Annotated in this window: 24 protein-coding genes; 10 read left to right on the forward strand and 14 right to left on the reverse strand. The window is 71.1% G+C overall.

Going from position 1 to position 25,049, the window contains the following annotated elements; all coding sequences use genetic code 11:
- Positions 1-3: 3 nt before the first annotated feature.
- From tpiA to ppc, 3 genes are read left to right on the forward strand one after another with little or no spacing between them, the layout of a single operon-like run.
- The gene (gene tpiA, locus FZ046_RS18305; protein WP_070354948.1) at positions 4-789 is read left to right on the forward strand and encodes a triose-phosphate isomerase; all 786 of its coding nucleotides are present in this window, start codon (positions 4-6) and stop codon (positions 787-789) included.
- A gap of 30 nt (positions 790-819) precedes the next feature.
- A complete protein-coding gene (secG, locus tag FZ046_RS18310; RefSeq protein ID WP_070354949.1) occupies positions 820-1,056 on the forward strand; it encodes a preprotein translocase subunit SecG in 237 nt (78 codons plus the stop codon).
- Positions 1,057-1,100: 44 nt separating this feature from the next.
- Positions 1,101-3,902: a phosphoenolpyruvate carboxylase gene (gene ppc / locus FZ046_RS18315; RefSeq protein WP_070354950.1), complete on the forward strand. Its 2,802-nt coding sequence runs from the start codon at positions 1,101-1,103 to the stop codon at positions 3,900-3,902.
- Between the two features lie 15 nt (positions 3,903-3,917).
- Here ppc and FZ046_RS18320 read toward each other — a convergent pair whose 3' ends face one another.
- The 6 genes from FZ046_RS18320 to tkt are packed head-to-tail and all read right to left on the reverse strand — an operon-like array spanning position 3,918 to position 10,757.
- Complete coding sequence (locus FZ046_RS18320; RefSeq protein WP_070354951.1) at positions 3,918-4,295, reverse strand: ATPase; 378 nt, start codon at positions 4,293-4,295, stop codon at positions 3,918-3,920.
- Between the two features lie 20 nt (positions 4,296-4,315).
- The gene (gene pgl, locus FZ046_RS18325; protein ID WP_070354952.1) at positions 4,316-5,056 is read right to left on the reverse strand and encodes a 6-phosphogluconolactonase; all 741 of its coding nucleotides are present in this window, start codon (positions 5,054-5,056) and stop codon (positions 4,316-4,318) included.
- The gene (opcA, locus tag FZ046_RS18330; protein ID WP_070354978.1) at positions 5,049-5,960 is read right to left on the reverse strand and encodes a glucose-6-phosphate dehydrogenase assembly protein OpcA; all 912 of its coding nucleotides are present in this window, start codon (positions 5,958-5,960) and stop codon (positions 5,049-5,051) included. Before opcA ends, pgl begins: the two co-directional genes overlap by 8 nt.
- A complete protein-coding gene (gene zwf / locus FZ046_RS18335) occupies positions 5,960-7,507 on the reverse strand; it encodes a glucose-6-phosphate dehydrogenase (protein ID WP_070354953.1) in 1,548 nt (515 codons plus the stop codon). The genes opcA and zwf overlap by 1 nt, the downstream gene beginning before the upstream one ends.
- A gap of 7 nt (positions 7,508-7,514) precedes the next feature.
- Positions 7,515-8,633: a transaldolase gene (tal, locus tag FZ046_RS18340; protein ID WP_070354954.1), complete on the reverse strand. Its 1,119-nt coding sequence runs from the start codon at positions 8,631-8,633 to the stop codon at positions 7,515-7,517.
- Between the two features lie 30 nt (positions 8,634-8,663).
- Positions 8,664-10,757: a transketolase gene (gene tkt / locus FZ046_RS18345; protein WP_070354955.1), complete on the reverse strand. Its 2,094-nt coding sequence runs from the start codon at positions 10,755-10,757 to the stop codon at positions 8,664-8,666.
- 203 nt (positions 10,758-10,960) lie between these two features.
- Here tkt and FZ046_RS18350 point away from each other — a divergent pair, with 203 nt between their 5' ends.
- Positions 10,961-11,890, forward strand: coding sequence for a heme o synthase (locus tag FZ046_RS18350; RefSeq protein WP_070354956.1), 930 nt, complete (start codon positions 10,961-10,963; stop codon positions 11,888-11,890).
- On the opposite strand, the gene arfB is transcribed toward FZ046_RS18350, so the two are convergent.
- Positions 11,887-12,315 (reverse strand): alternative ribosome rescue aminoacyl-tRNA hydrolase ArfB, encoded by a 429-nt coding sequence (gene arfB / locus FZ046_RS18355; protein ID WP_070354957.1) that lies wholly within the window; start codon positions 12,313-12,315, stop codon positions 11,887-11,889. The genes FZ046_RS18350 and arfB overlap by 4 nt on opposite strands.
- 3 nt (positions 12,316-12,318) lie before the next feature.
- Entirely contained in the window at positions 12,319-13,299 is a 981-nt protein-coding gene (locus tag FZ046_RS18360) for a quinone oxidoreductase family protein (RefSeq protein WP_070354958.1), read from the reverse strand.
- Between the two features lie 18 nt (positions 13,300-13,317).
- Here FZ046_RS18360 and FZ046_RS18365 point away from each other — a divergent pair, with 18 nt between their 5' ends.
- Positions 13,318-14,313: an ATP-grasp domain-containing protein gene (locus FZ046_RS18365; RefSeq protein ID WP_246182812.1), complete on the forward strand. Its 996-nt coding sequence runs from the start codon at positions 13,318-13,320 to the stop codon at positions 14,311-14,313.
- Here FZ046_RS18365 and FZ046_RS18370 read toward each other — a convergent pair.
- The 3 genes from FZ046_RS18370 to FZ046_RS18380 all read right to left on the reverse strand — a co-directional run bounded on the left by FZ046_RS18370 (position 14,206) and on the right by FZ046_RS18380 (position 16,513).
- The gene (locus FZ046_RS18370; RefSeq protein ID WP_176749623.1) at positions 14,206-15,195 is read right to left on the reverse strand and encodes a COX15/CtaA family protein; all 990 of its coding nucleotides are present in this window, start codon (positions 15,193-15,195) and stop codon (positions 14,206-14,208) included. The two genes, FZ046_RS18365 and FZ046_RS18370, sit on opposite strands and share 108 nt — an antisense overlap.
- Positions 15,196-15,260: 65 nt before the next feature.
- Positions 15,261-15,941, reverse strand: coding sequence for a DUF429 domain-containing protein (locus tag FZ046_RS18375; RefSeq protein WP_070354960.1), 681 nt, complete (start codon positions 15,939-15,941; stop codon positions 15,261-15,263).
- Positions 15,938-16,513: a TetR/AcrR family transcriptional regulator gene (locus FZ046_RS18380; protein ID WP_070354961.1), complete on the reverse strand. Its 576-nt coding sequence runs from the start codon at positions 16,511-16,513 to the stop codon at positions 15,938-15,940. Before FZ046_RS18380 ends, FZ046_RS18375 begins: the two co-directional genes overlap by 4 nt.
- A gap of 87 nt (positions 16,514-16,600) precedes the next feature.
- On the opposite strand from FZ046_RS18380, the gene FZ046_RS18385 reads away from it, so the two are divergent.
- Positions 16,601-17,212 (forward strand): hypothetical protein, encoded by a 612-nt coding sequence (locus FZ046_RS18385; RefSeq protein WP_070354962.1) that lies wholly within the window; start codon positions 16,601-16,603, stop codon positions 17,210-17,212.
- A gap of 6 nt (positions 17,213-17,218) precedes the next feature.
- On the opposite strand, the gene FZ046_RS18390 is transcribed toward FZ046_RS18385, so the two are convergent.
- From FZ046_RS18390 to mptB, 3 genes are read right to left on the reverse strand one after another with little or no spacing between them, the layout of a single operon-like run.
- On the reverse strand, positions 17,219-17,995 hold the full coding sequence (locus FZ046_RS18390) for an ABC transporter permease (RefSeq protein ID WP_070354963.1): 777 nt from the start codon (positions 17,993-17,995) through the stop codon (positions 17,219-17,221).
- A gap of 19 nt (positions 17,996-18,014) precedes the next feature.
- Positions 18,015-18,977, reverse strand: a complete 963-nt coding sequence (locus tag FZ046_RS18395; RefSeq protein ID WP_070354964.1) for an ABC transporter ATP-binding protein — start codon at positions 18,975-18,977, stop codon at positions 18,015-18,017.
- Positions 18,974-20,671: a polyprenol phosphomannose-dependent alpha 1,6 mannosyltransferase MptB gene (gene mptB / locus FZ046_RS18400; RefSeq protein ID WP_070354965.1), complete on the reverse strand. Its 1,698-nt coding sequence runs from the start codon at positions 20,669-20,671 to the stop codon at positions 18,974-18,976. Before mptB ends, FZ046_RS18395 begins: the two co-directional genes overlap by 4 nt.
- 110 nt (positions 20,672-20,781) lie before the next feature.
- Here mptB and FZ046_RS18405 point away from each other — a divergent pair, with 110 nt between their 5' ends.
- Genes FZ046_RS18405 through sufC form a run of 4 tightly spaced genes read left to right on the forward strand, consistent with a single transcriptional unit; the run spans position 20,782 to position 25,049 of the window.
- The gene (locus FZ046_RS18405; protein ID WP_281288474.1) at positions 20,782-21,612 is read left to right on the forward strand and encodes a helix-turn-helix transcriptional regulator; all 831 of its coding nucleotides are present in this window, start codon (positions 20,782-20,784) and stop codon (positions 21,610-21,612) included.
- A complete protein-coding gene (gene sufB, locus FZ046_RS18410) occupies positions 21,609-23,042 on the forward strand; it encodes a Fe-S cluster assembly protein SufB (protein WP_070354966.1) in 1,434 nt (477 codons plus the stop codon). Before FZ046_RS18405 ends, sufB begins: the two co-directional genes overlap by 4 nt.
- A 31-nt stretch (positions 23,043-23,073) precedes the next feature.
- A complete protein-coding gene (sufD, locus tag FZ046_RS18415) occupies positions 23,074-24,276 on the forward strand; it encodes a Fe-S cluster assembly protein SufD (RefSeq protein WP_070354967.1) in 1,203 nt (400 codons plus the stop codon).
- Positions 24,273-25,049, forward strand: a complete 777-nt coding sequence (sufC, locus tag FZ046_RS18420) for a Fe-S cluster assembly ATPase SufC (RefSeq protein ID WP_070354968.1) — start codon at positions 24,273-24,275, stop codon at positions 25,047-25,049. The genes sufD and sufC overlap by 4 nt, the downstream gene beginning before the upstream one ends.

The raw sequence follows: 25,049 nt of genomic DNA on the forward strand, positions 1-25,049 counted from the left end.
CACATGTCACGCAAGCCGCTCATCGCCGGCAACTGGAAGATGAACCTCAACCACTTCGAGGCCATCGCCCTGGTGCAGAAGATCGCCTTCTCGCTGCCGGACAAGTACTTCGACAAGGTGGACGTCACGGTCATCCCGCCGTTCACCGACCTGCGCAGCGTGCAGACTCTGGTGGACGGCGACAAGCTGCGGCTCACCTACGGCGCGCAGGACGTGTCCCAGCACGACGCGGGCGCCTACACCGGTGAGATCAGCGGCGCCTTCCTGGCCAAGCTCGGCTGCACGTTCGCCGTCGTCGGGCACTCCGAGCGGCGCACCTACCACGGTGAGGACGACGCGCTGGTGGCCGCCAAGGCCGGCGCAGCGCTCAAGCACGGGCTGATCCCGATCGTGTGCATCGGCGAACCGCTCGAGGTGCGGGAGGCGGGCAACCACGTCGAGTTCAACGTGAACTCCCTGCGCGGCTCGCTGGCGGGCCTGTCGAACGACCAGCTCGCCGGCGTCGTCATCGCCTACGAGCCGGTGTGGGCCATCGGCACCGGCCGCGTCGCGAGCGCGGCCGACGCCCAGGAGGTGTGCTCGGCGATCCGCAAGGAACTCGCCGAGATCGCGTCGGTGGACGTGGCGGCCGCGGTCCGGGTGCTGTATGGCGGATCGGTGAACGAGAAGAACGTCGGCGAACTGGTCGGCCAGGAGGACGTCGACGGCGCCCTCGTGGGCGGGGCGTCGCTCGACGGGGAGAAGTTCGCCATGCTGTCGGCGATCGCCGCGGGCGGGCCGCTGCCCTGACCGCGCCCGCGCACCGGTAAACTCGCCGCCATGTACCTGGCACTGCAGATCACCCTCATCGTCACCAGCCTGTTGGTGGTGTTGCTGGTGTTGCTGCACCGCGCCAAGGGTGGCGGCCTCTCGACCCTGTTCGGCGGCGGCGTGCAGTCCAGCCTGTCGGGCTCGACGGTCGTGGAGAAGAACCTCGACCGCCTGACCTACTTCGTCACCGGCATCTGGTTGGTCAGCATCATCGGCGTGGCGCTGCAGATCAAGTACGGCGTCTAGGTCCTCGGTCTGCGCGGCCCGCGGTCGCGTCGGATAATCGAACGATGGCTGACGCACCCGACACCGCCCTGGAACCCATCGGATCGGTGCGGCGCACGCAGGTGGGCCGCGAGGCCACCGAACCGATGCGCGAGGACATCCGGCTCCTGGGCGCCATCCTCGGCGACACCGTCCGCGAGCAGAACGGCGACGAGGTGTTCGACCTCGTCGAGAAGGCGCGCGTCGAATCGTTCCGGGTGCGCCGCTCAGAGATCGACCGCGGTGAACTCACCCGGCTCTTCGACGGCATCGACGTCCATCGGGCCATCCCGGTCATCCGGGCGTTCACCCACTTCGCGCTGCTCGCCAACGTCGCCGAGGACGTGCACCGGGAGCGGCGTCGCGCCGTGCACGTCGCCGCGGGGGAACCGCCGCAGCCGAGCAGCCTGGCCGCCACCTACCTGAAACTCGAGACGGCCGAACTGGATTCGGCGACCGTGGCCGACGCGCTCGCCGGGGCGCTGGTGTCGCCGGTGATCACCGCGCACCCCACCGAGACCCGGCGGCGCACCGTCTTCGACACCCAGCGCCGCATCACCGACCTCGTCCGGCGACGGATGCACGCCACCGACGCGCGCGACGAGAGCGCGATCGAGCGCGAGCTGCGCCGGCACGTCCTGGTGCTGTGGCAGACGGCACTGATTCGCCTGTCGCGGTTGAAGATCCAGGACGAGATCGAGACCGGGCTGCGGTACTACCCTGCGGCGTTCTTCGAGGTCATCCCGCAGGTGAACGCCGAGGTGCGGTCGGCGCTGCAGGCCCGCTGGCCGGACGCGCACGTGCTGACCGAACCCATCCTGCGGCCCGGCTCCTGGATCGGCGGCGACCGCGACGGCAACCCGAACGTCACCGCCGAGGTGGTGCGGCTGGCCACCGGCAACGCCGCCTACACCGCGTTCGCGCACTACTTCACCGAACTGACCGCGCTGGAACAGGAACTCTCCATGTCGGCCCGGCTGGTCGCGGTGAGCGACGACCTCGCCGCGCTGGCCGACACCCGCGACGAACCGGTCCGCGCCGACGAGCCCTACCGCCGCGCGCTGCGGGCGATCCACGGCCGGCTGACCGCCACCGCCCAGGCCATCCTCGACCGGCAACCCGAGCGAGAACTCGACCTCGGCGCCCCGCGCTACGAGACCCCCGGCGAGTTCCAGGCCGACCTCGACGTGGTGGACGCGTCGCTGCGCGCCCACGGCAGCGCCGTGCTGGCCGACGACCGGCTGGCCCGGCTCCGGGAAGCCGTGCACGTCTTCGGTTTTCACCTGTCCGGCCTCGACATGCGGCAGAACTCCGACGTGCACGAGGAGGTGGTGGCCGAGCTGCTCGCCTGGGCCGGCGTGCACCCCGACTACCGCTCGCTGTCCGAGTCCGACCGCGTGGAGCTGCTGGTCGCCGAGCTGGGCACCCGGCGCCCCCTGGTCGGCGAGTCCGCCGACCTGTCCGACCTCGCCCGCAAGGAACTCGACATCGTCCGCGCCGCCGCCCGTGCGGTGCACGTCTTCGGCCCGCAGGCGGTGCCGAACTACGTCATCTCGATGTGCGAGTCGGTCTCGGACATGCTCGAGGCGGCCATCCTGCTCAAGGAGGCCGGGCTGATCGACGCGGCCGGCGAGCGGCCCTACGCCCCGGTGGGCATCGTGCCGCTCTTCGAGACCATCGACGACCTGCAGCGCGGCTCGTCGATCCTGGAGGCGGTGCTCGACATCCCGCTGTACCGCGCGCTGGTCGCCGCCCGCGGCGAGCAGCAGGAGGTCATGCTCGGCTACTCCGACTCGAACAAGGACGGCGGCTACCTGGCCGCCAACTGGGCGCTGTACCGCGCCGAGCTGGACCTGGTCGAGTCCGCGCGCAAGACCGGCATCCGGTTGCGGCTGTTCCACGGCCGCGGTGGCACCGTCGGCCGCGGTGGCGGCCCGAGCTACGACGCAATCCTGGCGCAACCGCCCGGCGCGGTGAAGGGCTCGCTGCGCCTCACCGAGCAGGGCGAGATCATCGCCGCGAAGTACGCCGAACCGCGCCTGGCACAACGCAATCTGGAGACGCTGCTGGCCGCGACGCTGGAATCGACGCTGCTGGACGTCGAGGGACTCGGCGATGCGGCCGAGCCCGCCTACGAGGTGCTCGACGACCTGGCCGCGCGCGCGCAGCGCGCCTACGGCCACCTGGTGCACGACACCGAGGGGTTCGTCGACTACTTCAAGGCGTCGACCCCGGTCAGCGAGATCGGCGACCTGAACATCGGTAGCCGGCCCACCTCGCGCAAGCCCACGACCTCGATCTCCGACCTGCGCGCCATCCCGTGGGTGCTCGCGTGGAGCCAGTGCCGCGTCATGCTGCCCGGCTGGTACGGCACCGGCACCGCCGTCGAGGAGTGGATCGGCAGCGGCGACGACGCCGAAGAGCGTCTGGCGGTGCTGCGCGATCTCTACCGCAAGTGGCCGTTCTTCCGCACGGTGCTGTCGAACATGGCGCAGGTCATGGCGAAGGCCGACATGGGGCTGGCCGCACGGTATTCCGAGCTGGTCGACGACGAAGCCTTGCGCCACCGCGTGTTCGACCAAATCGTCGCCGAGTACGACCGCACCATCCGGATGTACCAGCAGATCACCGGCCACGACGACCTGCTGGCCGACAACCCGGCCCTGGCGCGGTCGGTGTTCAACCGCTTCCCTTACCTGGAGCCGCTCAACCACCTGCAGGTGGAACTGCTGCGCCGCTACCGTGCCGGGGACGCCGAGGAACTCGTCCAGCGCGGCATCCTGCTGACGATGAGTGGGTTGGCCACGGCGCTGCGCAACAGCGGCTAGCGCGAGCCCGGCCAGCTACAGGCCGGTGGACCGGCGCACGGCGTTGACCGCGCCGCGCACCGCGCTCTCGGTCACCGACCACGGCGCCAGCACCGACTCGCCGAGGCCCACGATGCGTTCCACCCTCTCGACGATGCCCTCGAGCCGCTCGACGACGCCGATCAGCCGCGGCGCCAATTCGTCGATGCGGGTGATGGTGTCGTTGAACCGCTCCAGCGTGGCGTCCAGCCCGCTGGTCGACTTGTCGAGATCGGCCAGCGTGTCCCCGAGTTCGGTGAGCAGGGTGTCGACCTGCTCGACGGTGACGTCGGCGTTGAGCGCGGCCTGGGTGAGGGTGCGCAGGCGCTGTCGCGGCGTGGTCGCGCGGCCGTGGCCGTCGCCTCTGTCTGCCATGCCGACGAGTATGCGCCCGGCTACAGCTTTCCGGCGGCGGCTTCGTCCAGCAGCCACACCGTGGCGTCTCGGCCCACCGCTCCGGCGGCAGGCACCTCCTCGGCCGTGGCGCCGCCGACGGCCGCGGCGACCGCGTCGGCCTTCTCGGCGCCGGAGACCACCAGCCACACCTCGCGCGACCGCGTCACCGCGGGCAACGTGAGGGTGATCCGCTGCGGCGGGGGCTTGGGCGAGTCGGTGACCGCGACCACCGTCCGCTCCGCCTCGCGGGTGGCTTCGGTGTGCGGGAACAGCGAATTGACGTGTCCCTCACCGCCCATGCCGAGCAGGTGGACGTCGAACGCCGGCGAGGCCAGTCCGTCGTCGGCGTGGGCCCGGAGCACCTGCGCGTAGGCGGTGGCGGCGGCGTCGATGTCGTCGCCGTACTCGCCGTCGCTGGCAGGCATCGCGTGCACGTTGGCGGCCGGGATGTCGATGCCGTCGAGCAGCGCCTCCCGGGTCTGCTTAGCGTTGCGCTCGTCGTCGTCGGCCGGGACGTACCGCTCGTCGCCCCAGAACAGGTGCACCGCCGACCAGTCGATGTCACCGCCCCGTTCGCCCACGCGCTTGAGCAGCTTGACGCCCGTCCCACCGCCGGTCAGCGCGATCTTGGCGACGCCGCGGGCGTCGACCGCGGCGAGGATCGCCCGCACCAGGCGGTCGCCCGCCGCGGCGACGAGCGCGTCGGTGTCGGCGTACTTCTCGATGACGGTCTCAGACATAGGTCACCCGTTCGATTCCCTCCAGCGCCGCCAGGTAGATCTCGTCCGCGTCGAGGCGGCGCATGTCCTCGGCCAGGCAGTCGCGAGTCTCGCGGCGCGCCAGCGGAACCAACGCGTCGGGCTTGCCGGTGCGGGTCAGGCTGGCGGTGATGCCCTCCTGCGGCCGGCGCAGCGTGATGGTCTCGTCGGCGCGGATCAGCTCGACCTTCAGCTCGCCGACGGCGCGCGTCACCGGGCCGTCGATGCGACTGGCCAGCCAGCCCGCCAGCACGTCGAGCGCCGGTTCGGTCGCCAGACCGGACACGACGGCCGACTCGATGGGCCCAAACGGTCCCTGGTCGAGTGCCGAGGTCAGCAGCGCCCGCCAGTAGGTGATCCGGCTCCAGGCCAGGTCGGTGTCGCCGGGCGTGTAGCCCGCCCGCCGGTTCTTGATGGCCGCGAGTGGATCCTCGGCGTTGGTCGCATCGGTGATGCGGCGAATCGCCAACTGGCCCAACGGGTCCTGTGCAGGCACCGCAGGGGCGACGTCGGGCCACCACGTCACCACCGGGGTGTCGGGCAGCAGGAACGGCATGACGACGCTGCTGGCGTGGTTGGACAGCGGGCCGGAGAGCCGCAGCACCACGACCTCGTTGGCGCCGGCATCGCTGCCGACGCGCACCTGCGCGTCCAGCCGCGCCTCGTCCGCGCGTCGGTCACCAGGGGCGACGACGATGACGCGGCAGGGATGCTCGCGGCTCGCCGCGTTGGCCGCGTCGATGGACTCCTCGAGCACGGCTTCGGTGTCCGGGGCGATGACGAGGGTCAGGACGCGGCCCAGGGTGATCGCGCCGCCCTCCTCGCGCAACGCCTGGATCTTCTTGTTGATGGCGCCGGTGTTGGTGTCCGGCAGGTCGACGATCACTACGGCCGCCTCCATTCGCGTCCGGTGCGCTTGAGCATCTCGAACGCCGAATCCGGGCCCCAGCCGCCGGACTCGTACGGATCGGGCTTGCCATGCGAGGCCCAGTAGTCGAGCGCCGGATCCAAGATCTTCCAGGCCAATTCGACCTCTTCGTTCACGGGGAACAGCGACGGCTCGCCGAGGAGCACGTCGAGGATCAACCGCTCGTAGGCCTCCGGCGACTCCTCGGCGAACGCCGACCCGTAGGAGAAGTCCATGCTGACGTCACGGACCTCCATGGCGTTGCCCGGCACCTTGGACCCGAACCGCAGCGTGATGCCCTCGTCCGGCTGCACCCGGATCACCAGGGCGTTCTCACCGAGTTCCTCGGTCATGGTCGCGTCGAACGGCAGGTGCGGCGCCCGCTTGAAGATCAGCGCGATCTCGGTCACCCTGCGTCCCAACCGCTTTCCGGTGCGCAGGTAGAACGGCACGCCCGCCCAGCGGCGGGTGTCGACGTCGACGGTGATCGCCGCGAACGTCTCGGTGGTCGACGTCGTCGAGAAGCCCTCCTCCTCGAGCAGACCGACCACGCGCTCGCCGCCCTGCCAGCCGGCGGTGTACTGGCCGCGCGAGGTGGTCTCGTCGAGCGGCAGCGCCAGCGTGCTGGCCGATAGAACCTTGATCTTCTCGGCCTGCAGCTCCGCGGGGGAGAAGCTGACGGGCTCCTCCATCGCGGTCAGGGCAAGGAGCTGCAGCAGGTGGTTCTGGATGACGTCGCGGGCCGCGCCCACGCCGTCGTAATAGCCGCCGCGGCCGCCCAGGCCGATGTCCTCGGCCATGGTGATCTGCACGCTGTCCACGTAGTGCGAGTTCCAGACCGGCTCGAACAGTTCGTTGGCGAACCGCAGCGCCAGGATGTTCTGCACCGTCTCCTTCCCCAGGTAGTGGTCGATGCGGAACACCGACGACTCCGGGAAGACGCCGTTGACGACGTGGTTGAGTTCCTCGGCGCTGGACAGGTCGTGCCCGAACGGCTTCTCGATGACCACCCGCGACCAGCAGCCATCCGGCTTGTTGGCCAGGCCCGACCGGGACAGCTGCTCGCACACCTGGGGGAAGGCCTTGGGCGGAATCGAGAGGTAGAAGGCGTGATTGCCGCCCGTGCCGCGCTTGTCGTCGAGGGCGGCCAGCGTGTCCTTCAGCCGCTCGAACGACGCCTCGTCGTCGAACGTGCCCTGCACGAAACGGAAGCCCTCGGCCAGCCGGTCCCAGACCTCCTGGCGGAACGGCGTCCGCGCGTGCTGCTTCACCGCGTCGTACACGACCTTCCCGAAGTCCTCGTCGGCCCAGTCCCGCCGGGCGAACCCGACGAGGGCGAACGACGGCGGAAGCAGGCCGCGGTTGGCGAGGTCGTAGATCGCCGGCATCAGCTTCTTGCGGGCCAGATCGCCGGTCACGCCGAAGATCACCACCGCGCACGGTCCCGCGATGCGCGGCATGCGCTTGTCGCGCTTGTCGCGCAGCGGGTTCACCCAGCCGTCCGGACGGCTCGAGCAGTCGCTCATGCCCGCGTCAGGACTTCTTCTCGTCGAGCTGCTGCTGGGTGGCTTCCATCAGCTCCGCCCACGACTTCTCGAACTTCTCGACGCCCTCGTTCTCCAGCACCAGGAAGACGTCGGTGAGGTCGATGCCGATGGCGTCGAGCTGGTCGAAGACCTGCTGCGCCTCCGCGGCGGTGCCGCTCACCGTGTCGCCGGTGATCTCGCCGTGGTCGGCGACGGCCTCGAGCGTCTTCTCCGGCATGGTGTTGACCGTGTCCGGGGCGACCAGCTCGGTGACGTAGAGCGTGTCGGAGTAGTCCGGGTTCTTCACGCCGGTGGACGCCCACAGCACGCGCTGCACGCGGGCGCCGTCGGCCTTGAGCCGGCCGAAGCGCTCCCCGGACTCGAACACCTCCTGGTAGGCGGCGTACGCCAGCCGGGAGTTGGCGATGCCGGCCTTGCCGCGCAGCGCCTTCGCGTCGTCGGAGCCGATGTCCTCGAGCCGCTTGTCGATCTCGCTGTCCACGCGGGACACGAAGAACGAGGCCACCGAGTGGATCTTCGACAGGTCGTGGCCCGCCTCCTTGGCCTTCTCGAGGCCGGCCAGGTAGGCGTCCATCACGGCGCGGTGCCGCTCGACGGAGAAGATCAGCGTCACGTTGACCGAGATGCCCTCGGCGATCACCGCGGTGATGGCCGGCAGGCCCTCCTCCATCGCGGGGATCTTGATCAGCAGGTTGGGCCGGTCGACGATCTTCCACAGCTCGATGGCCTGGGCGATCGTCTTGTCGGCGTCACGGGCCAGTCGGGGGTCCACCTCGATGGACACCCGGCCGTCGACGCCACCGGACGCCTCGTAGGTCGGGGCGAGGACGTCGCAGGCGTTGCGGACGTCGTCGGTGGTGACGGTGCGGATGGTGGCGTCGACGTCGGCGCCCCGCTCGGCCAACTCCTTGATCTGGGCGTCGTAGGCCTCGCCGTGCGAGAGCGCCGCCTGGAAGATCGACGGGTTGGTGGTGACGCCCACGACGCTGCGGGTGTCGACGAGTTCCTGCAAATTCCCGGTCCGGAGCCGCTCGCGGGACAGGTCGTCGAGCCACACCGAGACGCCAGCGGCGCTCAGCGCCGCGAGATTCGGGTTCTGAGCCATGATTTCGCCTTCTCTGCTAGTTGCGTCGGACTAGTTGTCCATCGATCGTTCCGCGGCGGCCACCACGGCCTCCGGGGTGAAACCGAACTCGCGGAACAGCGTCTTGTCGTCGGCCGACTCGCCGTAGTGCTCGATCGAGACGATCTCGCCGGTGTCACCGACCAGCTTGTGCCAACTCTGCGCCACCGCCGCCTCGACCGCCACGCGGGCGGACACCTCGGGCGGCAGCACGCTGTCGCGGTACTCCTTGGGCTGGCTCTCGAACCACTCGACGCACGGCATCGACACCACGTAGGCGACGACGTCCTTCTCCGCCAACTGCTTGCGTGCCTCGACGGCCAGCTGCAATTCCGAGCCCGTCGCGATGATGATGACGTCGGCGTCCTCGGCCGGCGTACCGCCGCCCAGCACGTAGCCGCCCTTGGCGACGCCGTCGGGGTCGGTGCCCTCCAGGACCGGGATGCCCTGGCGGGTCAGGATGAAACCGACCGGGCCGCTGCCGTTGCGGCGGGCGATGATGCTGCGCCACGCGTAGGCGGTCTCGTTCGGGTCACCGGGGCGGACCACCGACAGGTTCGGGATCGCCCGCAGCGCCGCCAGGTGCTCGATCGGCTGGTGGGTGGGGCCGTCCTCACCCAGGCCGATGGAGTCGTGCGTCCAGATGTAGATGGTGTCGATGTCCATCAGCGACGCCAGCCGCACCGCGGGACGCATGTAGTCGGAGAACTGCAGGAACGTGCCGCCGAAGGCGCGGGTCGGGCCGTGCAGCACGATGCCCGACAGGATCGAGCCCATCGCGTGCTCGCGGATGCCGAAGTGCAGCACCCGGCCATACCAGTCCGCCGAGAAGTCGTCGGTGGAGATCGACGGCGGACCGAAGGACTTGACGTCCTTGATGGTGGTGTTGTTGCTGCCCGCGAGGTCCGCCGAGCCGCCCCACAGTTCGGGAAGCTTCGGCGCGACGTCGTTGAGCACCTGGCCGAAGGCCGCACGCGTTGCGACGGCCTTGCTGCCCGGCTCCCAGTAAGTGATGTCGGCATCCCAGCCCTCGGGCAGTTCCTCGGCCGTCAGCCGGTCGAGCAGCTTCTTGCGCTCGGGCTCGCGCTCGGCCCAGGCGTCGAATTCCGGCTGCCACTTGTCGTGCGCCTCGCGGCCGCGGTCGACGAGCTTGCGGGTGTGGGAGATGACCTCGTCCCGGACCTCGAACTTCTTGTCCGGGTCGAAGCCGAGGACCTCCTTGACGGCGGCCACCTCGTCGTCGCCGAGTGCGGAGCCGTGCACGCCGCCGGTGTTCATCTTGTTCGGCGCGGGGTAGCCGATGATGGTCCGCAGCGCGATGAACGACGGCTTGTCGGTGACCTTCTTGGCCTCGGCGATGGCGTGTTCGATGCCGCTGACGTTCTCGCCGCCCTCGACCTCCTGCACGTGCCAGCCGTAGGCGCGGTAGCGGTCCGCGACGTTCTCGCTCAACGCGATGTTGGTGTCGTGCTCGATCGATATCTGGTTCTTGTCGTAGAAGACGATCAGGTTGCCCAGCTGCTGGGTGCCGGCCAGCGAGGACGCCTCGCTGGTGACGCCCTCCTCGATGTCGCCGTCGGAGGCGATGACGTAGATGAAGTGGTCGAAGGGGCTGGTGCCCGGCGCGGCGTCCGGATCGAACAGGCCGCGCTCGTAGCGCGCCGCCATCGCCATGCCGACCGCCGAGGCCAGGCCCTGGCCCAGGGGGCCGGTCGTGATCTCGACGCCCTTGGTATGCCGGAACTCCGGGTGGCCCGGGGTCTTCGACTTGAACGTGCGCAGCGACTCGATGTCGTCGAGTTCGAGGCCGAAGCCGCCCAAGTACAGCTGCAGGTACAGCGTCAGGCTGGAATGTCCGCAGGACAGGATGAAGCGGTCGCGGCCCAGCCAGTGCACGTCGCTCGGGTCGTGGCGCATCTGGCGCTGGAACAGCGTGTAGGCCAGCGGCGCCAGGCTCATCGCGGTGCCCGGATGGCCGTTGCCGACCTTCTGCACGGCATCGGCGGCGAGCACCCGGATGGTGTCGACGGCGGCGGAGTCGACGTCCGTCCAGTCGTCGGGGTGATGGGGCTGGGTGAGTGCGGAAATCTCTTCCACGGTGGTCACGTACGCACTCCTCGAGGTCGTCAAGCCGGTCACCATTCACCCTAGTGGTGCACGTGCCGCCGCCGCATGGCCCGTCCCGATCTGAACATCGGTTCACCAGCAGTGGGTCGGGAACCGACCCTGCGGTGTCGGGCACGGGTGCGCGCGGTCTACCATCGTCTGTAGTAGATGCCGAGCGCTGCGGAGAACGAGGAGTCAACTGCGTGAGCATTCGCGAGCGCCGTCTCGTCACCGGGGCGCCGGGTCGGATCCGCACGACGCTGCTGGCGTACGTCGGATTGACCAAACCGCGGGTCATCGAGCTGCTGCTCGTCACCGCCATCCCGGCCATGCTGCTGGCCGACCGGGGCACCGTCGACCCGCTACTCATCCTCAACACCCTGGTGGGCGGCATGCTGGCCGCCGCGGGCGCCAACACGCTGAACTGCGTCGCGGACGCCGACATCGACAAGGTGATGAAGCGCACGGCGCTGCGGCCGCTCGCGCGGGCCACCGTGCCCACCCGGCACGCGCTGATCTTCGGCCTGGTGCTGTCGGTCGGCTCGTTCGCCTGGCTGTGGTGGACGACCAACCTGCTCTCCGGCGTGCTGGCGATCGTGACGATCCTGTTCTACGTCTTCGTCTACACGCTGCTACTCAAGCGCCGGACGTCGCAGAACGTGGTGTGGGGCGGCGCGGCCGGCTGCATGCCCGTGATGATCGGCTGGTCGGCGGTCACCGGCACCATTCACTGGCCCGCGCTGGTGATGTTCGCGATCATCTTCTTCTGGACCCCGCCGCACACCTGGGCGCTGGCGATGCGCTACAAGGACGACTACAAGGCGGCCGGCGTGCCGATGCTGCCCGCCGTGGCGACCGAGCGGCAGGTCACCAAGCAGATCCTGATCTACACCTGGCTGACGGTGTTCGCGACGCTGGCGCTCGCGCTGGCCACCGGGTGGCTGTACGCGGCGGTGGCGCTGCTCGCCGGCGCCTGGTTCCTGGTCATGGCACACCAGCTCTACAGCGGCGTGAAGCGCGGCGAGCCGGTGCGGCCGTTGCGCCTGTTCCTGCAGTCGAACAACTACCTGGCCGTCGTGTTCTGCGCGCTCGCGGTGGACTCCGCGCTCGCGCTGCCGACGCTGCTGGGTTAGTCCCAGCCGCCGGCGCGCCGGCCCTGCTTGGTCTGCCCGCGCCGCTTCTTCTCGGCCAGCCGCCGTTCCCGTGACCCGCGCGTCGGGCGGGTGGCCCGGCGCGCCGGGGGTGGCGCCGCGGCGGCGTCGCGCAGCAGGCGTGCGAGCCGGTCCCGCGCGGCAGCGCGGTTGCGCAACTGCTCGCGGTACTCACTGGCGGCGACCACCAGGACGCCGTCGATCAGCCGGGACCGCAGCCCGCACAGCAGCCGGTGCCGCAGATGCGGCGGCACCGACCGCGCGCGGGCCACGTCGAACGACAGCTCGACCCGGCTGTCGGTGGTGTTGACGCCCTGCCCGCCCGGCCCCGACGCACGGGAGAACCGCTCGGCGAGTTCGGCGTCGGGGATCGCCCACGCCGATGTGACGCGCAGCTCCTCGGGCACGGGTCAGGGGACCAGGACCACCGAGCCGACGGTCTTGCGGCCCTGCAGATCCTCGTGGGCGCGGGCCGCCTCGGCCAGCGGGTAGCGCTCGCTGACCGTCACCGACAGCGTGCCGTTGGCGATCGCCTCGAGCAGCTCGCCGGCCCGCCAGGAGAACTCGTCGGACGTGTGCGTGTAGTGCGCCAGCGTGGGGCGGGTCAGGAACAGCGAGCCGGCCTGGTTCAGCCGCTGCGGATCGAACGGCGGCACCGGGCCGCTCGACGCGCCGAACAGCGCGAGCGTGCCCCGCAGGGCGAGGCTGGCGAGGCTGGCCTCGAACGTCGACGCGCCCACGCCGTCGTACACCGCGGCCACGCCGATGCCGCCGGTCAGCTCGCGCACCTTGGCGCCGAACGCCGCCGCGCCGTCGGCCTCCGGGTAGTCGAGCACCTCGACCGCACCGGCCTGGCGGGACAGCTCGGCCTTCTCCGGCGTCGAGACCGTCGTGATGACCTTGACCGCCATGCTGGTGGCCCACTGGGTGAGCAGCAGACCGACACCGCCCGCGCCGGCGTGCACGAGCACCGCGTCGCCCTGCTGCACCGGGTAGACCGACTTGATCAGGTAGTGCGCGGTCATGCCCTTCAGCAGTGCCGACGCGGCCACCTCGGCGGGCACGGCGTCGGGCACGTAGGCCACGAAGTCCGCTGCGGCGAGGCAGTATTCGGCGTAGGCGCCGTCCGCCTGCGCCGTCACCACGCGGTCGCCGACGCTCAGGGCCGCGACGTCCTCGCCGACCGCCGCGACGGTGCCGCACACCTCGGTGCCCACCGTGAACGGCGTCTCGCGCTGGTAGAGCCCGGAACGGAAGTAGGTGTCGATGAAGTTGACGCCGATCGCGTCGGCCTTGATGAGGACCTGACCCGGGCCGGGCTCGGGCCGGGTCTTCTCGACGCGGGTGAGGACTTCGGGCCCGCCGGTTTCGGCGACTTCGATGGCGTACATGACCCCTATCATGCAGGCGTGAAACTGGCGCGTCCCGACCTACGGCATCCCACCATCGTTCTCGCAGGTTGCCGGGCCCTGGTGGACGGCGACGGGGATGACGACGGCCTGGTGGCTGCGCTGCGGCGGCGCGGGCTGCACGCCCGCTGGCTGGCGTGGGACGACCCCGCCACGGAGCGCGCGGACGTGGTGATCCTGCGGGCGACGTGGGACTACACCGAGCGCTTCGAGGAGTTCCTGGCGTGGACCCGCCGGGTGCGTCACCTGCTGAACGGCCCCGAGGTCGTCGCCTGGAACGGCGACAAGCGCTACCTGCTCGACCTGGCCCGCGCCGGGGTGCCGACGGTGCCGAGCGTCTTCGCCGCGCCGGGGGAGGCGGTCGAGGTGCCGTCGGGCGAAGTGGTGGTCAAACCCGCGGTGGGCGCGGGGTCGGTGGGCGCCCGGCGGTTCACCGACGCCGCCGCGGCACGCGCGCACGCCGCCGAGCTGCACGACGCCGGGCGGGTGGTGCTCGTCCAGCCCTACGATCCGCGCATCGAGGCGGGGGAGACGGCGCTGGTGTTCCTCGCCGGGCGGCAGTCGCACGCCTTCACCAAGGGCCCGCTGTTGCCGCCGCCGGGCAGCGCCGCCGCGCTCGACGCGTCCGGGACCTTCGCCGAGGAGACGCTGCGGCCCGCCGACCCCGACTTCGAGCTGTGGGACCTCGGGCACGCGGCACTGCGAGCGGCGGCCGAGCGGCTGGGCGTGACGCCGGAGGACTTCCTGTACGCGCGCGTCGACGTCATCGGCGGCGCGGACGACCCGGTGCTGCTCGAACTGGAACTGGTCGAACCGTCGCTCGGCTGGCGGCAGCTCGACGAGACCGCACGCGACCTCGCGCAGCGCGAGTTCGCCCTCGGCGTCGAGTCAGCGCTGGACCGGCTCGGCCTCGGCCCGCTGCGCCGCAGAGGCGGCTACCGGCGCCTCGGCCGACGGCAGCGGGGGACGCTGCCGCATCGCGGCCCACAGCGCTGACGTCGCGGCCGTGCACGCCGCCGCCCCGGCGACGTGAATCGCCACCAGCGCCTCGGGCACGCCGGTGAAGAACTGCACGGTGCCGACCATGCCCTGGGCGAGAACGAGGATCGCGAGGACGCCGAGGCGCCGCACGACGTCGCGCGGGGCACGTACGGCCAGCAGGGCGAACCCCAGGGCGACGACCATCGACAGGTAGGCCACCAGCAGCGACGAGTGCATGTGCACGAGCGTGGTGATCTCCACCTCGAGCCGCGGGACCGGCCGGGTGACGCTCTTGTCGCCGGCGTGCGGTCCGGCGCCGGTCACCATCGTGCCGGTGACCAGGACGGCGGAGAGCACGACACCGATCAGGGCGGTGAGCAGGCGCAGTGGCCGCGGCACGACGAGGGTCGACGGGCCGGCCTCGTCGGGTTCGCCGATCTTCACGAAGAGCTGTACGGCCACCCACACCATCAGCATCGACGCGAGCAGGTGGATGGCGACGGTCCACCACAGCAGGCCGGTGAGCACCGTGATGCCGCCGATCACCGCCTGCAGGACCGTCGACGCCGGCATCAGCCACGCGTAGACCAGCACCTCGCGGCGCCGCCGGGCCCGCAGCACCGTCAGCACGGCCGCCGCGGCGGTGAACACGACGAGGAACGTCAGCAGCCGGTTGCCGAACTCGACGGCCTGGTGAATGCCGGGGACCTCGGCGTGCGGCACCGGGACGAAACTGCCGGGGAAGCACTGCGGCCAGGTCGGGCAGCCCAGTCCGGAGGCCGTGACGCGCACGATGGCGCCGGTGACCGCGATGCCGCCCTGGGTGAGCACGACGGCGGCGGCGATGATGCGCTGCACGCGGACGCTGGGCCGCGGCAGCACGTCGACGCACGTCATGAAGAGGCGTCGTACGGGCACGTTCCGATGGTAGAGCAGCTGCAACTACCGCCGGTAGTAGGGCCTCACCGCCAGATGGCGATGCGCTGCCCGCGCTCGTTGCGCTGCGGCGGATCCGGCACGCAGTGGGCGACGCCGCGCGCGATGCGGTCCGCACTCCACGCGACCGCCGCCGCGTCCAGGACGTCGTCGGCGGGCACGCGGGCCACGTCGGGCCCGAGGTCCTCCGGCACCTCGATGCCGGCAGTGGCCAGCACCCGCAGCCGCGCACGCTGACCCCGCCAGGTCTTCTTGCTGCCGTCCTCGGCGCGCAGCCCGATCCCGACGAACGACAGCTCGGGGTGCACCTCCCACAGCGGCAGCACGTCGGCGTCGTACACCGCGTTGGCTTCCAGCAGCTTGGCCCGCAGGCCCCAGGACTGAATGCTCATGCCCTTGCCCATCAGCGCGACGCTGCGCGCGGTGGCCTCGGCGTGCGTCGGCGCGTCCCAGCAGGCGCGCGGCGCGATCTCGAAGACCGTCGACCGGCGCCGCCCGAGCAGCCGCTTGGCCGCCGCGTCGGTGCCGCGGGTGCCGGCGTCCATTAGGCCCAGCGGCATGTCCACGCCGATCGCGGCCGCGTCCGGCGTGGACGCCACGAGGTCGACGAGTCGCTCGGCGACGTGGGCGCCGGCGTACCGGCCGTCGCGCAGCGCGATGCCGACCCAGCCGCCGCGGCAGGCGTCGATGCCGAGCACCGTGCTCACGATGGACGCGGTGCGACGAAGGGGACCAGGACGTCGTCGACGAGGGTCACCAACAGGTCGTCGGTGATCGGGTCGCCGGTGATGAGCAGCCGGTGCCACAGCACGCTCTGGCCGAGTTCGCGGGCGACGTCGAGGGGCACGTCGGCGCGCACGTCGCCGCGCGCGACCCCGCGGGTCAACAGCGCCGCCATCTCCTCCTTGCGCCATCCGATCACGTCGTCGCGCAGGGCGGCGGCCAGCTCCGGGTCGTGCGTGCCCGCCGCCACGGCGGCACGCAGCAGCGCCGCGTCGGGCCCGGTGAACAGCGCGGCCCACCCGCGCAGCACGGCGAGCATGTCGGCACGGTAGCTGCCGTGGTCGTGGTGGGGGATCGCCGTGGTGGCGACGCGCAGCAGGGTGTCGCGCAGCAGGCTGCGGCGGTCCGGCCAGCGCCGGTAGAGGACGGGCTTGCTGGTGCGGGCGGTGGCGGCGACCGCCTCCATGGTCACCCCCGCCGGGCCACGCTCGGCGAGCAGGGCGAGCACGGCACCGCGGATGGCCGCGTCGAGTTCGTTGCCGTGCCGCCGCGCCATGCCAACACCCTCCAAGAAACGCTTGCGTGTCTCGCCGACGCAGTCTAGCGTTCCATGAAGAAACGTCACCGTATCTTGGGGGTTCCGATGCTCGATTGCCCGCCGCGTCCCGTCCTCTATCCCCTGCGCACGATCGACACCGCGGTCGTCGCCATGGCCGACCTGCCCCACGGGCGTCGCCGGATCACCATCGATCACCGCCCGCTCGCGGGCGTGACCCCGGCGATGCTGCTCGACTGGTTCACCCACCTCGACGGCACGATGCCCTACGGCGGCGCGGTGATCGACCGCTACCTCGCCTGGCATCCGATCGACCACGTCCGGTGGGAGCTGGCCCGCCCCGCCCCGAACGGCGGCGCGGCCGAGGGCGCCCGGTTCCGCATGGTCGAGGCCTTCGGCGGCCGCCCGGAGTTCCTGATCGACGAGGTGGCCCGCGTCGAGAAGCTCGACGCGACGGGCATCCGGCTGGTCAAGCGGCTGGCGGGCGTCCCGGTCTTCGCGCTCGAGCACACCTGGTCGGCCGGCGCCGACGGCGCGCACTACGTCACGGTGATGGACCTCGGTGCGCGGTCACGCGTCCTCGCACCGGTCAACGCGGCGTTGCACCGGCGCTTTCCGCCCGCCAAGGCCCAGGCCTGGGTGGCGCACAACGTCGAGGAGGTCGGCCAGCTGGAGCACCTGCTGCCGCTACCCGGCTGAGCGGCGTCAGGTGAAGCGGAACCAGCGCAGCGCCCCGAGTGCCGCCACCACACCCCATGCCACCAGCACGGCGAGGCCGAACCAATCCACCGACAGCGACATCGCCTGCGTCAGCGACTCGGTCAACGCGCCGGACGGCGTCAGGCGCGCGACCCAGCGCAGCCAGTGCGACACCAGGCCGCCCTCCAGCGTCAGCGCTCCCAGTCCGGCGAACACGAACCACAGCAGGTTCGCCACCGCCAGGACGATCTCGGCGCGCAGCGTCCCACCCACCAGCAGGCCCAGCGCTGCGAACCCGGCCGTCCCCAGCGCGATGATCACCGCGCCCAGGGCCAGGCCCGCCACCTCGGGACGCCAGCCGAGGGCCACGCCGATGGCGCCGAGCAGGATCGACTGCAGGAACACGACCGTGACGACGGCCAGCGACTTGCCGGCGATGATGCCCCACACCGGCAGCGCCGTCGCCCCGAGCCGCTTCAGCGCGCCGTAGCGACGGTCGAAGGCCACCGCGATGGCCTGACCGGTGAACGCCGTCGAAATCACCGCGAGCGCCATGATCGCGGGCACGAACGTCCCCGCGCGGTCGTCGCCGAAGTCGCCCAGCGGCAGCAGCGTCAGCCCCACCAGCAGCGTGACCGGGATGAACATCGTCAGCAGCAGTTGTTCGCCGTTGCGCAGCAACAGCTTCAGCTCGAGCCCGAACTGCGCGGCCAGCATCCGCGGCACCGTCGCCGGCCGCGGATCCGGCGCGAACGTCCCGGGGGCGAACCTGTTGGTGGTCACGCGGCACCGCCGATCCTCGTCACGACCGCAGCTCCCGCCCGGTCAGGTCCAGGAACACGTCCTCCAGGCTGCGCTGCTCCACCCGCATCCCGGTGGCCAGCACGTCGAGCCGCGCGCACCACGCCGTCACGGTCGCCAGCACCTGCGGGTCGACGTGGCCCTCCACGAGGTACTCGCCCGGGGCGATCTCGGTGGCGCGGTAGCTCTCCGGCAGCGCCGACTCGAGCAGTGAGAGGTCGAGCTTCGGGGGAGCGGAGAAGCGCAGCTGGTTCTCGGCGCCGCGCTGCATCAGTTCGGCCGGCGTCCCGGTGGCGACCGCCGCGCCGCGGTCGATGATCACCAGCCGGTCGGCCAGCTGCTCGGCCTCGGTGAGCTGGTGGGTGGTGAGCACGATGGTCACGCCGTCGCGCCGCAGGCCGTCGATCAGGTCCCACACGACGATGCGCGCGTGCGCGTCCATCCCGGCGGTCGGCTCGTCGAGGAACACCAGTTCGGGCCGCCCCACCACGGCGCACGCCAGCGCCAGGCGCTGCTGCTGGCCGCCGGAGAGCCGCCGGTAGGTGGTGCGGGCCGAATCGGCCAGGCCCAGGACGTCCATCAGCCAGTCCGGATCGAGCGGGTCGGCGGAGTACGACGCCACCAGCCGCAGCATCTCGCCGGCGCGGGCGGCCGGGTAGGCGCCGCCGCCCTGCAGCATCACGCCGATCCGTTCGCGCAGCCGGGCGTTGTCGGCCACCGGGTCCAGGCCCAGGATCGAGATGGAACCCGCGTCGGGCGCGAGGAAGCCCTCGCACATCTCGACGGTGGTGGTCTTGCCGGCGCCGTTCGGCCCCAGCAGGGCGAACACCTCGGCGCGCCCGACCTCGAGGTCCAGTCCGTCCACGGCGACCGTCGCGCCGTACCGCTTGGTCACCCCGCGCAGCACCACCGACGCGTCGGACCCGCGCTCGCGAGGGGAGCCGACGGCGGAACGGGAGGTCACGGGGATTCAGCGTAGGCGTCGGGCCTGGGTGCCGGTGGCGGCGGTGGTCCCGAACGCGGTGACGATCCCGGGACGTCGGCCCCGGGCAGGGCCCGCCACGGCAACCGGCGGTAGGTCAGCGCGATCAGCAGCGCCACGATCAGCGCGCTCGCGGCGGTGGCGTCGACGATCTGGAACAGCGCGAAGCGGTCGCCGTTGGCCGTCGGGCCGAAGATGCCCACCACCAGCGACAGCGCGATCGCCGTGCCGCGGAAGCCGGGCCGGGTGGCCCAGGTGGCGAGCGGGATGATCGCCCATAACAGGTACCAGGGCTGCACGACCGGGAACAGCAGGACCGTGGCGCCCAGCGCGACGCCGAGGCCGCCGACGGGGTTCAGCCGGCCGCGCAGCACGGCGAGCAACAGGTAGGTGACGAGGATCGAGATGATGATCACACCGATGGCGCGGGTCAGGCCGAGGATGGCGGTGGTGTGGTCGCCGAGGCCCAGCAGGATGCCGACCTGGCCGGTGCCGAGCGCCAGCAGCGTCGGCGGACTCATCCAGGACCGCACGACGTTGGCGGTTCCCAGCGTGAACAGCCAGCCGAACCCGAGCCCGCTCGCCCAGCCGACCAGCGCCATCACCGCGACCGACACCGCCGCCAGCGATCCGCCGGCGAACAGGAAGGCCCGGATGCCGCCGCCCCACCGGCAGGCCAGCGCCATCGCCACGAAGCCGACGGCGAGCAGGGACGGCAACTTCACCTGCGACGACAGCGCGATCAGCACCGTGCCGAGCAGCAGCATCGCCAGCGGCGTCCAGCGTCGCCACTGCTCGCGCGTGCGGGGCCGGTGCAGCGGCCGGGGGAGCAGCGGCGTCACCGCGTCCACGCCGCGCAGCGCGAATTCGGTGCCGGCGAACATCAGGCCGAGCATCAGGGCCTCGTTGTGGATGCCGGCGACCAGGTGCATGAACAGCAGCGGGTTGCATGGGCCCAGCCACAGCGCGCTGACCTCGGCGACGCCGCAGCGCTGCGCCAGCCGCGGCGTCGCCCACACGATCATGCCGACGCCGAGCAGGACGACCAGCCGGTGCAGCAGCACGGCGCCGACGATGTCGTCGCCGGAGACCTCGGAGATGCCGCGGCCGATCCACAGGAACAGCGGTCCGTAGGGCGCCGGGGTCTCCCGCCAGAGGCTGGGGACCGACAGCGTGAACACGTGGTCGAGGCCGAGGCCCGGTGCCGGACCCACGACGTAGGGGTCGAGCCCGTTGCGCGCGATCTCGCTCTGCGCCAGATAGGAGTAGACGTCCTTGCTGTACATCGGCGGGGCGATGAGCAGGGGAAGCGCCCACAGCAGCAGCGTCCGGTCGAGCTGGCTGCGCGACATCCGGCGCGGGCCCAGGGCGAAGCGGCCCAGCATGAGCCACGCCAGGGCCATGATCACCGCGCCGGTGGTCGTCATCGTCAGCGACACCGTCTGGATGCGCGACGGCAGGTTGAGCAGCCGCACCCCGAAGGTCGGGTCCTGCACCACCGGCCGCGCGCCGGCGCCGAGCGCGCCGATCGCCATCAGGACGGTGCCGGTGGCGCCGAAGACCCGGGTGCGGCGCAGTGCGGCCACCTCGGAGGCGATGAGCGGCGACCCCACGGTCACCTCGTCGGCGTGCCAGCGGGCGACGGCCGAGGCGAGGGGCTGCTGGCGGGCTGCCATTCCAGCAGACTAACGGGCGCACTATTCCCGCCCGGACGTGTGAGTATTCTCCCCGCCGGCTAAGGGTCGCCTTCCTAGACCGCCCTCGGCAATTGCGTCACACTGGTGTTGTGAAAATCCGCTCCGAGGTTCCGCGCGTGCACGACGCCGTGCCGGCCACCCAGGACGGTCACACCCGCACGGCGATCGTCCGGCTCCTGGTCGAATCCGGTTCGATCACCGCCAGCGCCATCGGCGACCGGCTCGGCCTGTCGGCCGCCGGCGTCCGTCGCCACCTCGACGCCCTGGTCGACGCCGGGGACGCCGAGTCGGCACCGGCCGCCAGCTGGCAGCAGAGCGGGCGCGGCCGCCCCGCCCGGCGGTACCGCCTGACCCCTGCCGGCCGCGGCAAGCTGGGCCACGCCTACGACGACCTCGCCGCGGCCGCGATGCGGCAGCTGCGCGAGATCGGCGGCGACGACGCCATCCGCACCTTCGCGCGGCGGCGCATCGACACCATCCTGTCCGACGTCGCCGGCGTGGACGACGGCGCCGACGTGGCCGCGGCCGCCGACGGCGTCGCCGCGGCACTCACCGACGCCGGGTACGCCACCACGACCACCCCGGCCCCCGGCCCGGTCGGCGGCGTCCAGATCTGCCAGCATCACTGCCCGGTGTCCCACGTCGCCGAGGAGTTCCCGGAGCTGTGCGAGGCCGAACGGCAGGCGTTCGCCGAGATCCTGGGTACCCACGTGCAGCGGCTGGCGACGATCGTCAACGGCGACTGCGCCTGCACCACGCACGTCCCGGTCGGCGCAGACCGGCCCGAACACCCCCGGCGCGTGGCCTCGGGCCAGCCCCCGACCGCTTCGCCCCGCACCCCCGATCAGCCCCGCACCATCGTTCAGCCCGTGACCCCCGATCAGCCCGTCACCACCGATCAGCAAGGAGCGTCGACATGACGACCACCCCCGAGGTCCCCCAGCTGACCCAGGAAGAGGCCATCGCCTCGCTGGGCCGGTACGGCTACGGCTGGGCGGACTCCGACGTCGCCGGCGCCAGCGCCCAGCGCGGCCTCAACGAGGCCGTGGTGCGCGACATCTCGGCCAAGAAGAACGAGCCCGAGTGGATGCTCGACATCCGCCTCAAGGCGCTGCGCACCTTCGACAAGAAGCCGATGCCGAACTGGGGCTCCGACCTCGAGGGCATCTTCTTCGACAACATCAAGTACTTCGTGCGGTCCAGCGAGAAGCAGGCCGCCACGTGGGACGACCTGCCCGAGGACATCCGCAACACCTACGACAAGCTCGGCATCCCCGAGGCGGAGAAGCAGCGCCTGGTCTCCGGCGTCGCCGCGCAGTACGAGTCCGAGGTGGTCTACCACTCGATCCGCGAGGACCTCGAGGCCCAGGGCGTCATCTTCCTCGACACCGACTCCGGCCTGCGCGAGCATCCCGAGCTGTTCAAGGAGTACTTCGGCACGGTCATCCCGGCCGGCGACAACAAGTTCTCCGCGCTGAACACCGCGGTGTGGTCCGGCGGGTCGTTCATCTACGTCCCCAAGGGCGTGCACGTCGACATCCCGCTGCAGGCCTACTTCCGCATCAACACCGAGAACATGGGCCAGTTCGAGCGGACGCTGATCATCGTCGACGAGGACGCCTACGTGCACTACGTCGAGGGCTGCACCGCCCCGATCTACAAGAGCGACTCGCTGCACAGCGCGGTCGTCGAGATCATCGTCAAGCCGGGCGGCCGCTGCCGGTACACGACCATCCAGAACTGGTCGAACAACGTCTACAACCTGGTGACCAAGCGTGCCCGCGCCGAGGCCGGCGCCACCATGGAGTGGGTCGACGGCAACATCGGCTCCAAGGTCACCATGAAGTACCCGGCCGTGTGGATGACCGGTGAGCACGCCAAGGGCGAGGTGCTCTCGGTGGCGTTCGCCGGCGAGGGCCAGCACCAGGACACCGGCGCCAAGATGCTGCACCTGGCGCCCAACACCAGCAGCAACATCGTGAGCAAGTCGGTCGCCCGCGGCGGTGGCCGCGCGTCCTACCGCGGCCTGGTGCAGGTGAACAAGGGCGCTCACGGCTCGAAGTCCAGCGTGAAGTGCGATGCGCTGCTGGTGGACTCGGTGAGCCGGTCGGACACCTACCCCTACGTCGACATCCGCGAGGACGACGTGACCATGGGGCATGAGGCCACCGTGTCGAAGGTCAGCGACGACCAGCTCTTCTACCTCATGAGCCGCGGCCTCACCGAGGACGAGGCGATGGCCATGGTGGTCCGCGGGTTCGTCGAGCCGATCGCCAAGGAACTGCCGATGGAGTACGCCCTGGAGCTGAACCGGCTGATCGAGCTGCAGATGGAAGGCGCGGTCGGCTGACCGGGGCGAACGAAGCGACGGGAAGAATCTAGTGCCACAGGACATCACGACGGCAGTCGAGGGCGCGGCCAAGCCCGGCTCGGTCCTCAACCTCAACAAGGGCGAGCTGTTCGCCTCGTTCGACGTCGACGCCTTCGAGGTGCCCGGCGGACGCGACGAGCTGTGGCGGTTCACGCCGCTGAAGCGGCTGCACGGCCTGCACGACGGGTCCGCGGTGGCGAGCGGGTCGGCGACCATCACGGTCTCGCAGGCCCCCGGGGTCACCGTGGAGACCGTCGGGCGTGACGACCCGCGTCTCGGGCAGGCCGGCACGCCCACCGATCGCGTTGCCGCCCAGGCGTATTCGTCCTTCCAGACGGCCACCGTGGTGACCGTCGCCCGGGACACCGAGGTGGCCCAGCCCATCGACGTCGTCATCGACGGGCCCGGCGCCGACGCGGTGGCCTACGAGCACCTGCAGATCCGCGTCGAGGAACTGTCCCGCGCGATCATCGTCGTCGACCTGCGCGGCAGCGGCATCCTGGCCGACAACGTCGAGATCATCGTCGGGGACTCGGCCGGGGTGGGCGTCATCTGGATCGCCGACTGGGCCGACGACACCGTGCACGTCAGCGCCCACCACGCGCGGCTCGGCAAGGACGCCGTGCTCGGCCACGTGAACGTCACCCTCGGTGGCGACGTGGTGCGCACCTCGGCGACGGTGCGCTTCGACGCGCCCGGCGGGAACGCGCAGCTGCTCGGCACCTACTTCGCCGACGACGGCCAGCACTTCGAGTCGCGGCTGCTCGTCGACCACAGCCAGCCCAACTGCACGTCCGACGTGCTGTACAAGGGTGCGCTGCAGGGTGATCCGGACTCCCGCAAGCCCGACGCCCACACCGTGTGGATCGGCGACGTGCTGATCCGCGCCGCGGCCACCGGCACCGACACCTTCGAGGTCAACCGGAACCTGGTGCTCACCGACGGCGCCCGCGCCGACTCGGTGCCCAACCTGGAGATCGAGACCGGCGAGATCGTCGGCGCCGGACACGCCAGCGCCACCGGACGCTTCGACGACGAGCAACTGTTCTACCTGCGCGCCCGCGGCATCCCCGAGGAACAGGCCCGCCGCCTGGTCGTCCGCGGCTTCTTCAACGAGATCATCGCGAAGATCGCCGTCCGCGAAGTGCGGGAGCGCCTGACCGAAGCCATCGAACGCGAACTAGCCATCACCGAATCGAGAACTGCGCCATGACCACACTGGAAATCAAGGACCTGCACGCCTCCGTCGCCAACCCCGACGCCGTCGGTGAGGAGATCCCGATCCTCAAGGGCGTCAACCTCACCGTGCGCTCGGGTGAGACCCACGCCGTGATGGGTCCCAACGGCTCCGGCAAGTCGACGCTGTCCTACGCGATCGCCGGCCACCCCAAGTACACCGTCACCTCGGGCTCCATCACCCTCGACGGTGAGGACGTCCTGGAGATGAGCGTCGACGAGCGCGCCCGCGCCGGCCTGTTCCTCGCGATGCAGTACCCCGTCGAGGTGCCCGGCGTCTCGATGTCGAACTTCCTGCGCACCGCCGCGACCGCCGTGCGCGGTGAGGCGCCGAAGCTGCGGCACTGGGTCAAGGAGGTCAAGGGCGCGATGGGCGACCTCGGCATCGACCCGTCGTTCGGCGAGCGCAGCGTGAACGAGGGCTTCTCGGGCGGCGAGAAGAAGCGCCACGAGATCCTGCAGCTGGGCCTGCTGAAGCCGAAGATCGCCATCCTCGACGAGACCGACTCCGGCCTCGACGTCGACGCGCTGCGCGTCGTCAGCGAGGGCGTGAACCGCTACAAGGAGGCCGAGGACGGCGGCATCCTGCTGATCACCCACTACACCCGGATCCTGCGCTACATCCAGCCGCAATTCGTGCACGTGTTCGTGGGCGGCCGGATCATCGAGTCCGGCGGCCCGGAGCTGGCCGACGAACTCGAGGCCAACGGCTACGAGCGCTTCACGCAGGCTGCCGCCACCGGGGCCTGA

Source organism: Mycolicibacterium grossiae (assembly GCF_008329645.1).
GTDB lineage: Bacteria > Actinomycetota > Actinomycetes > Mycobacteriales > Mycobacteriaceae > Mycobacterium > Mycobacterium grossiae.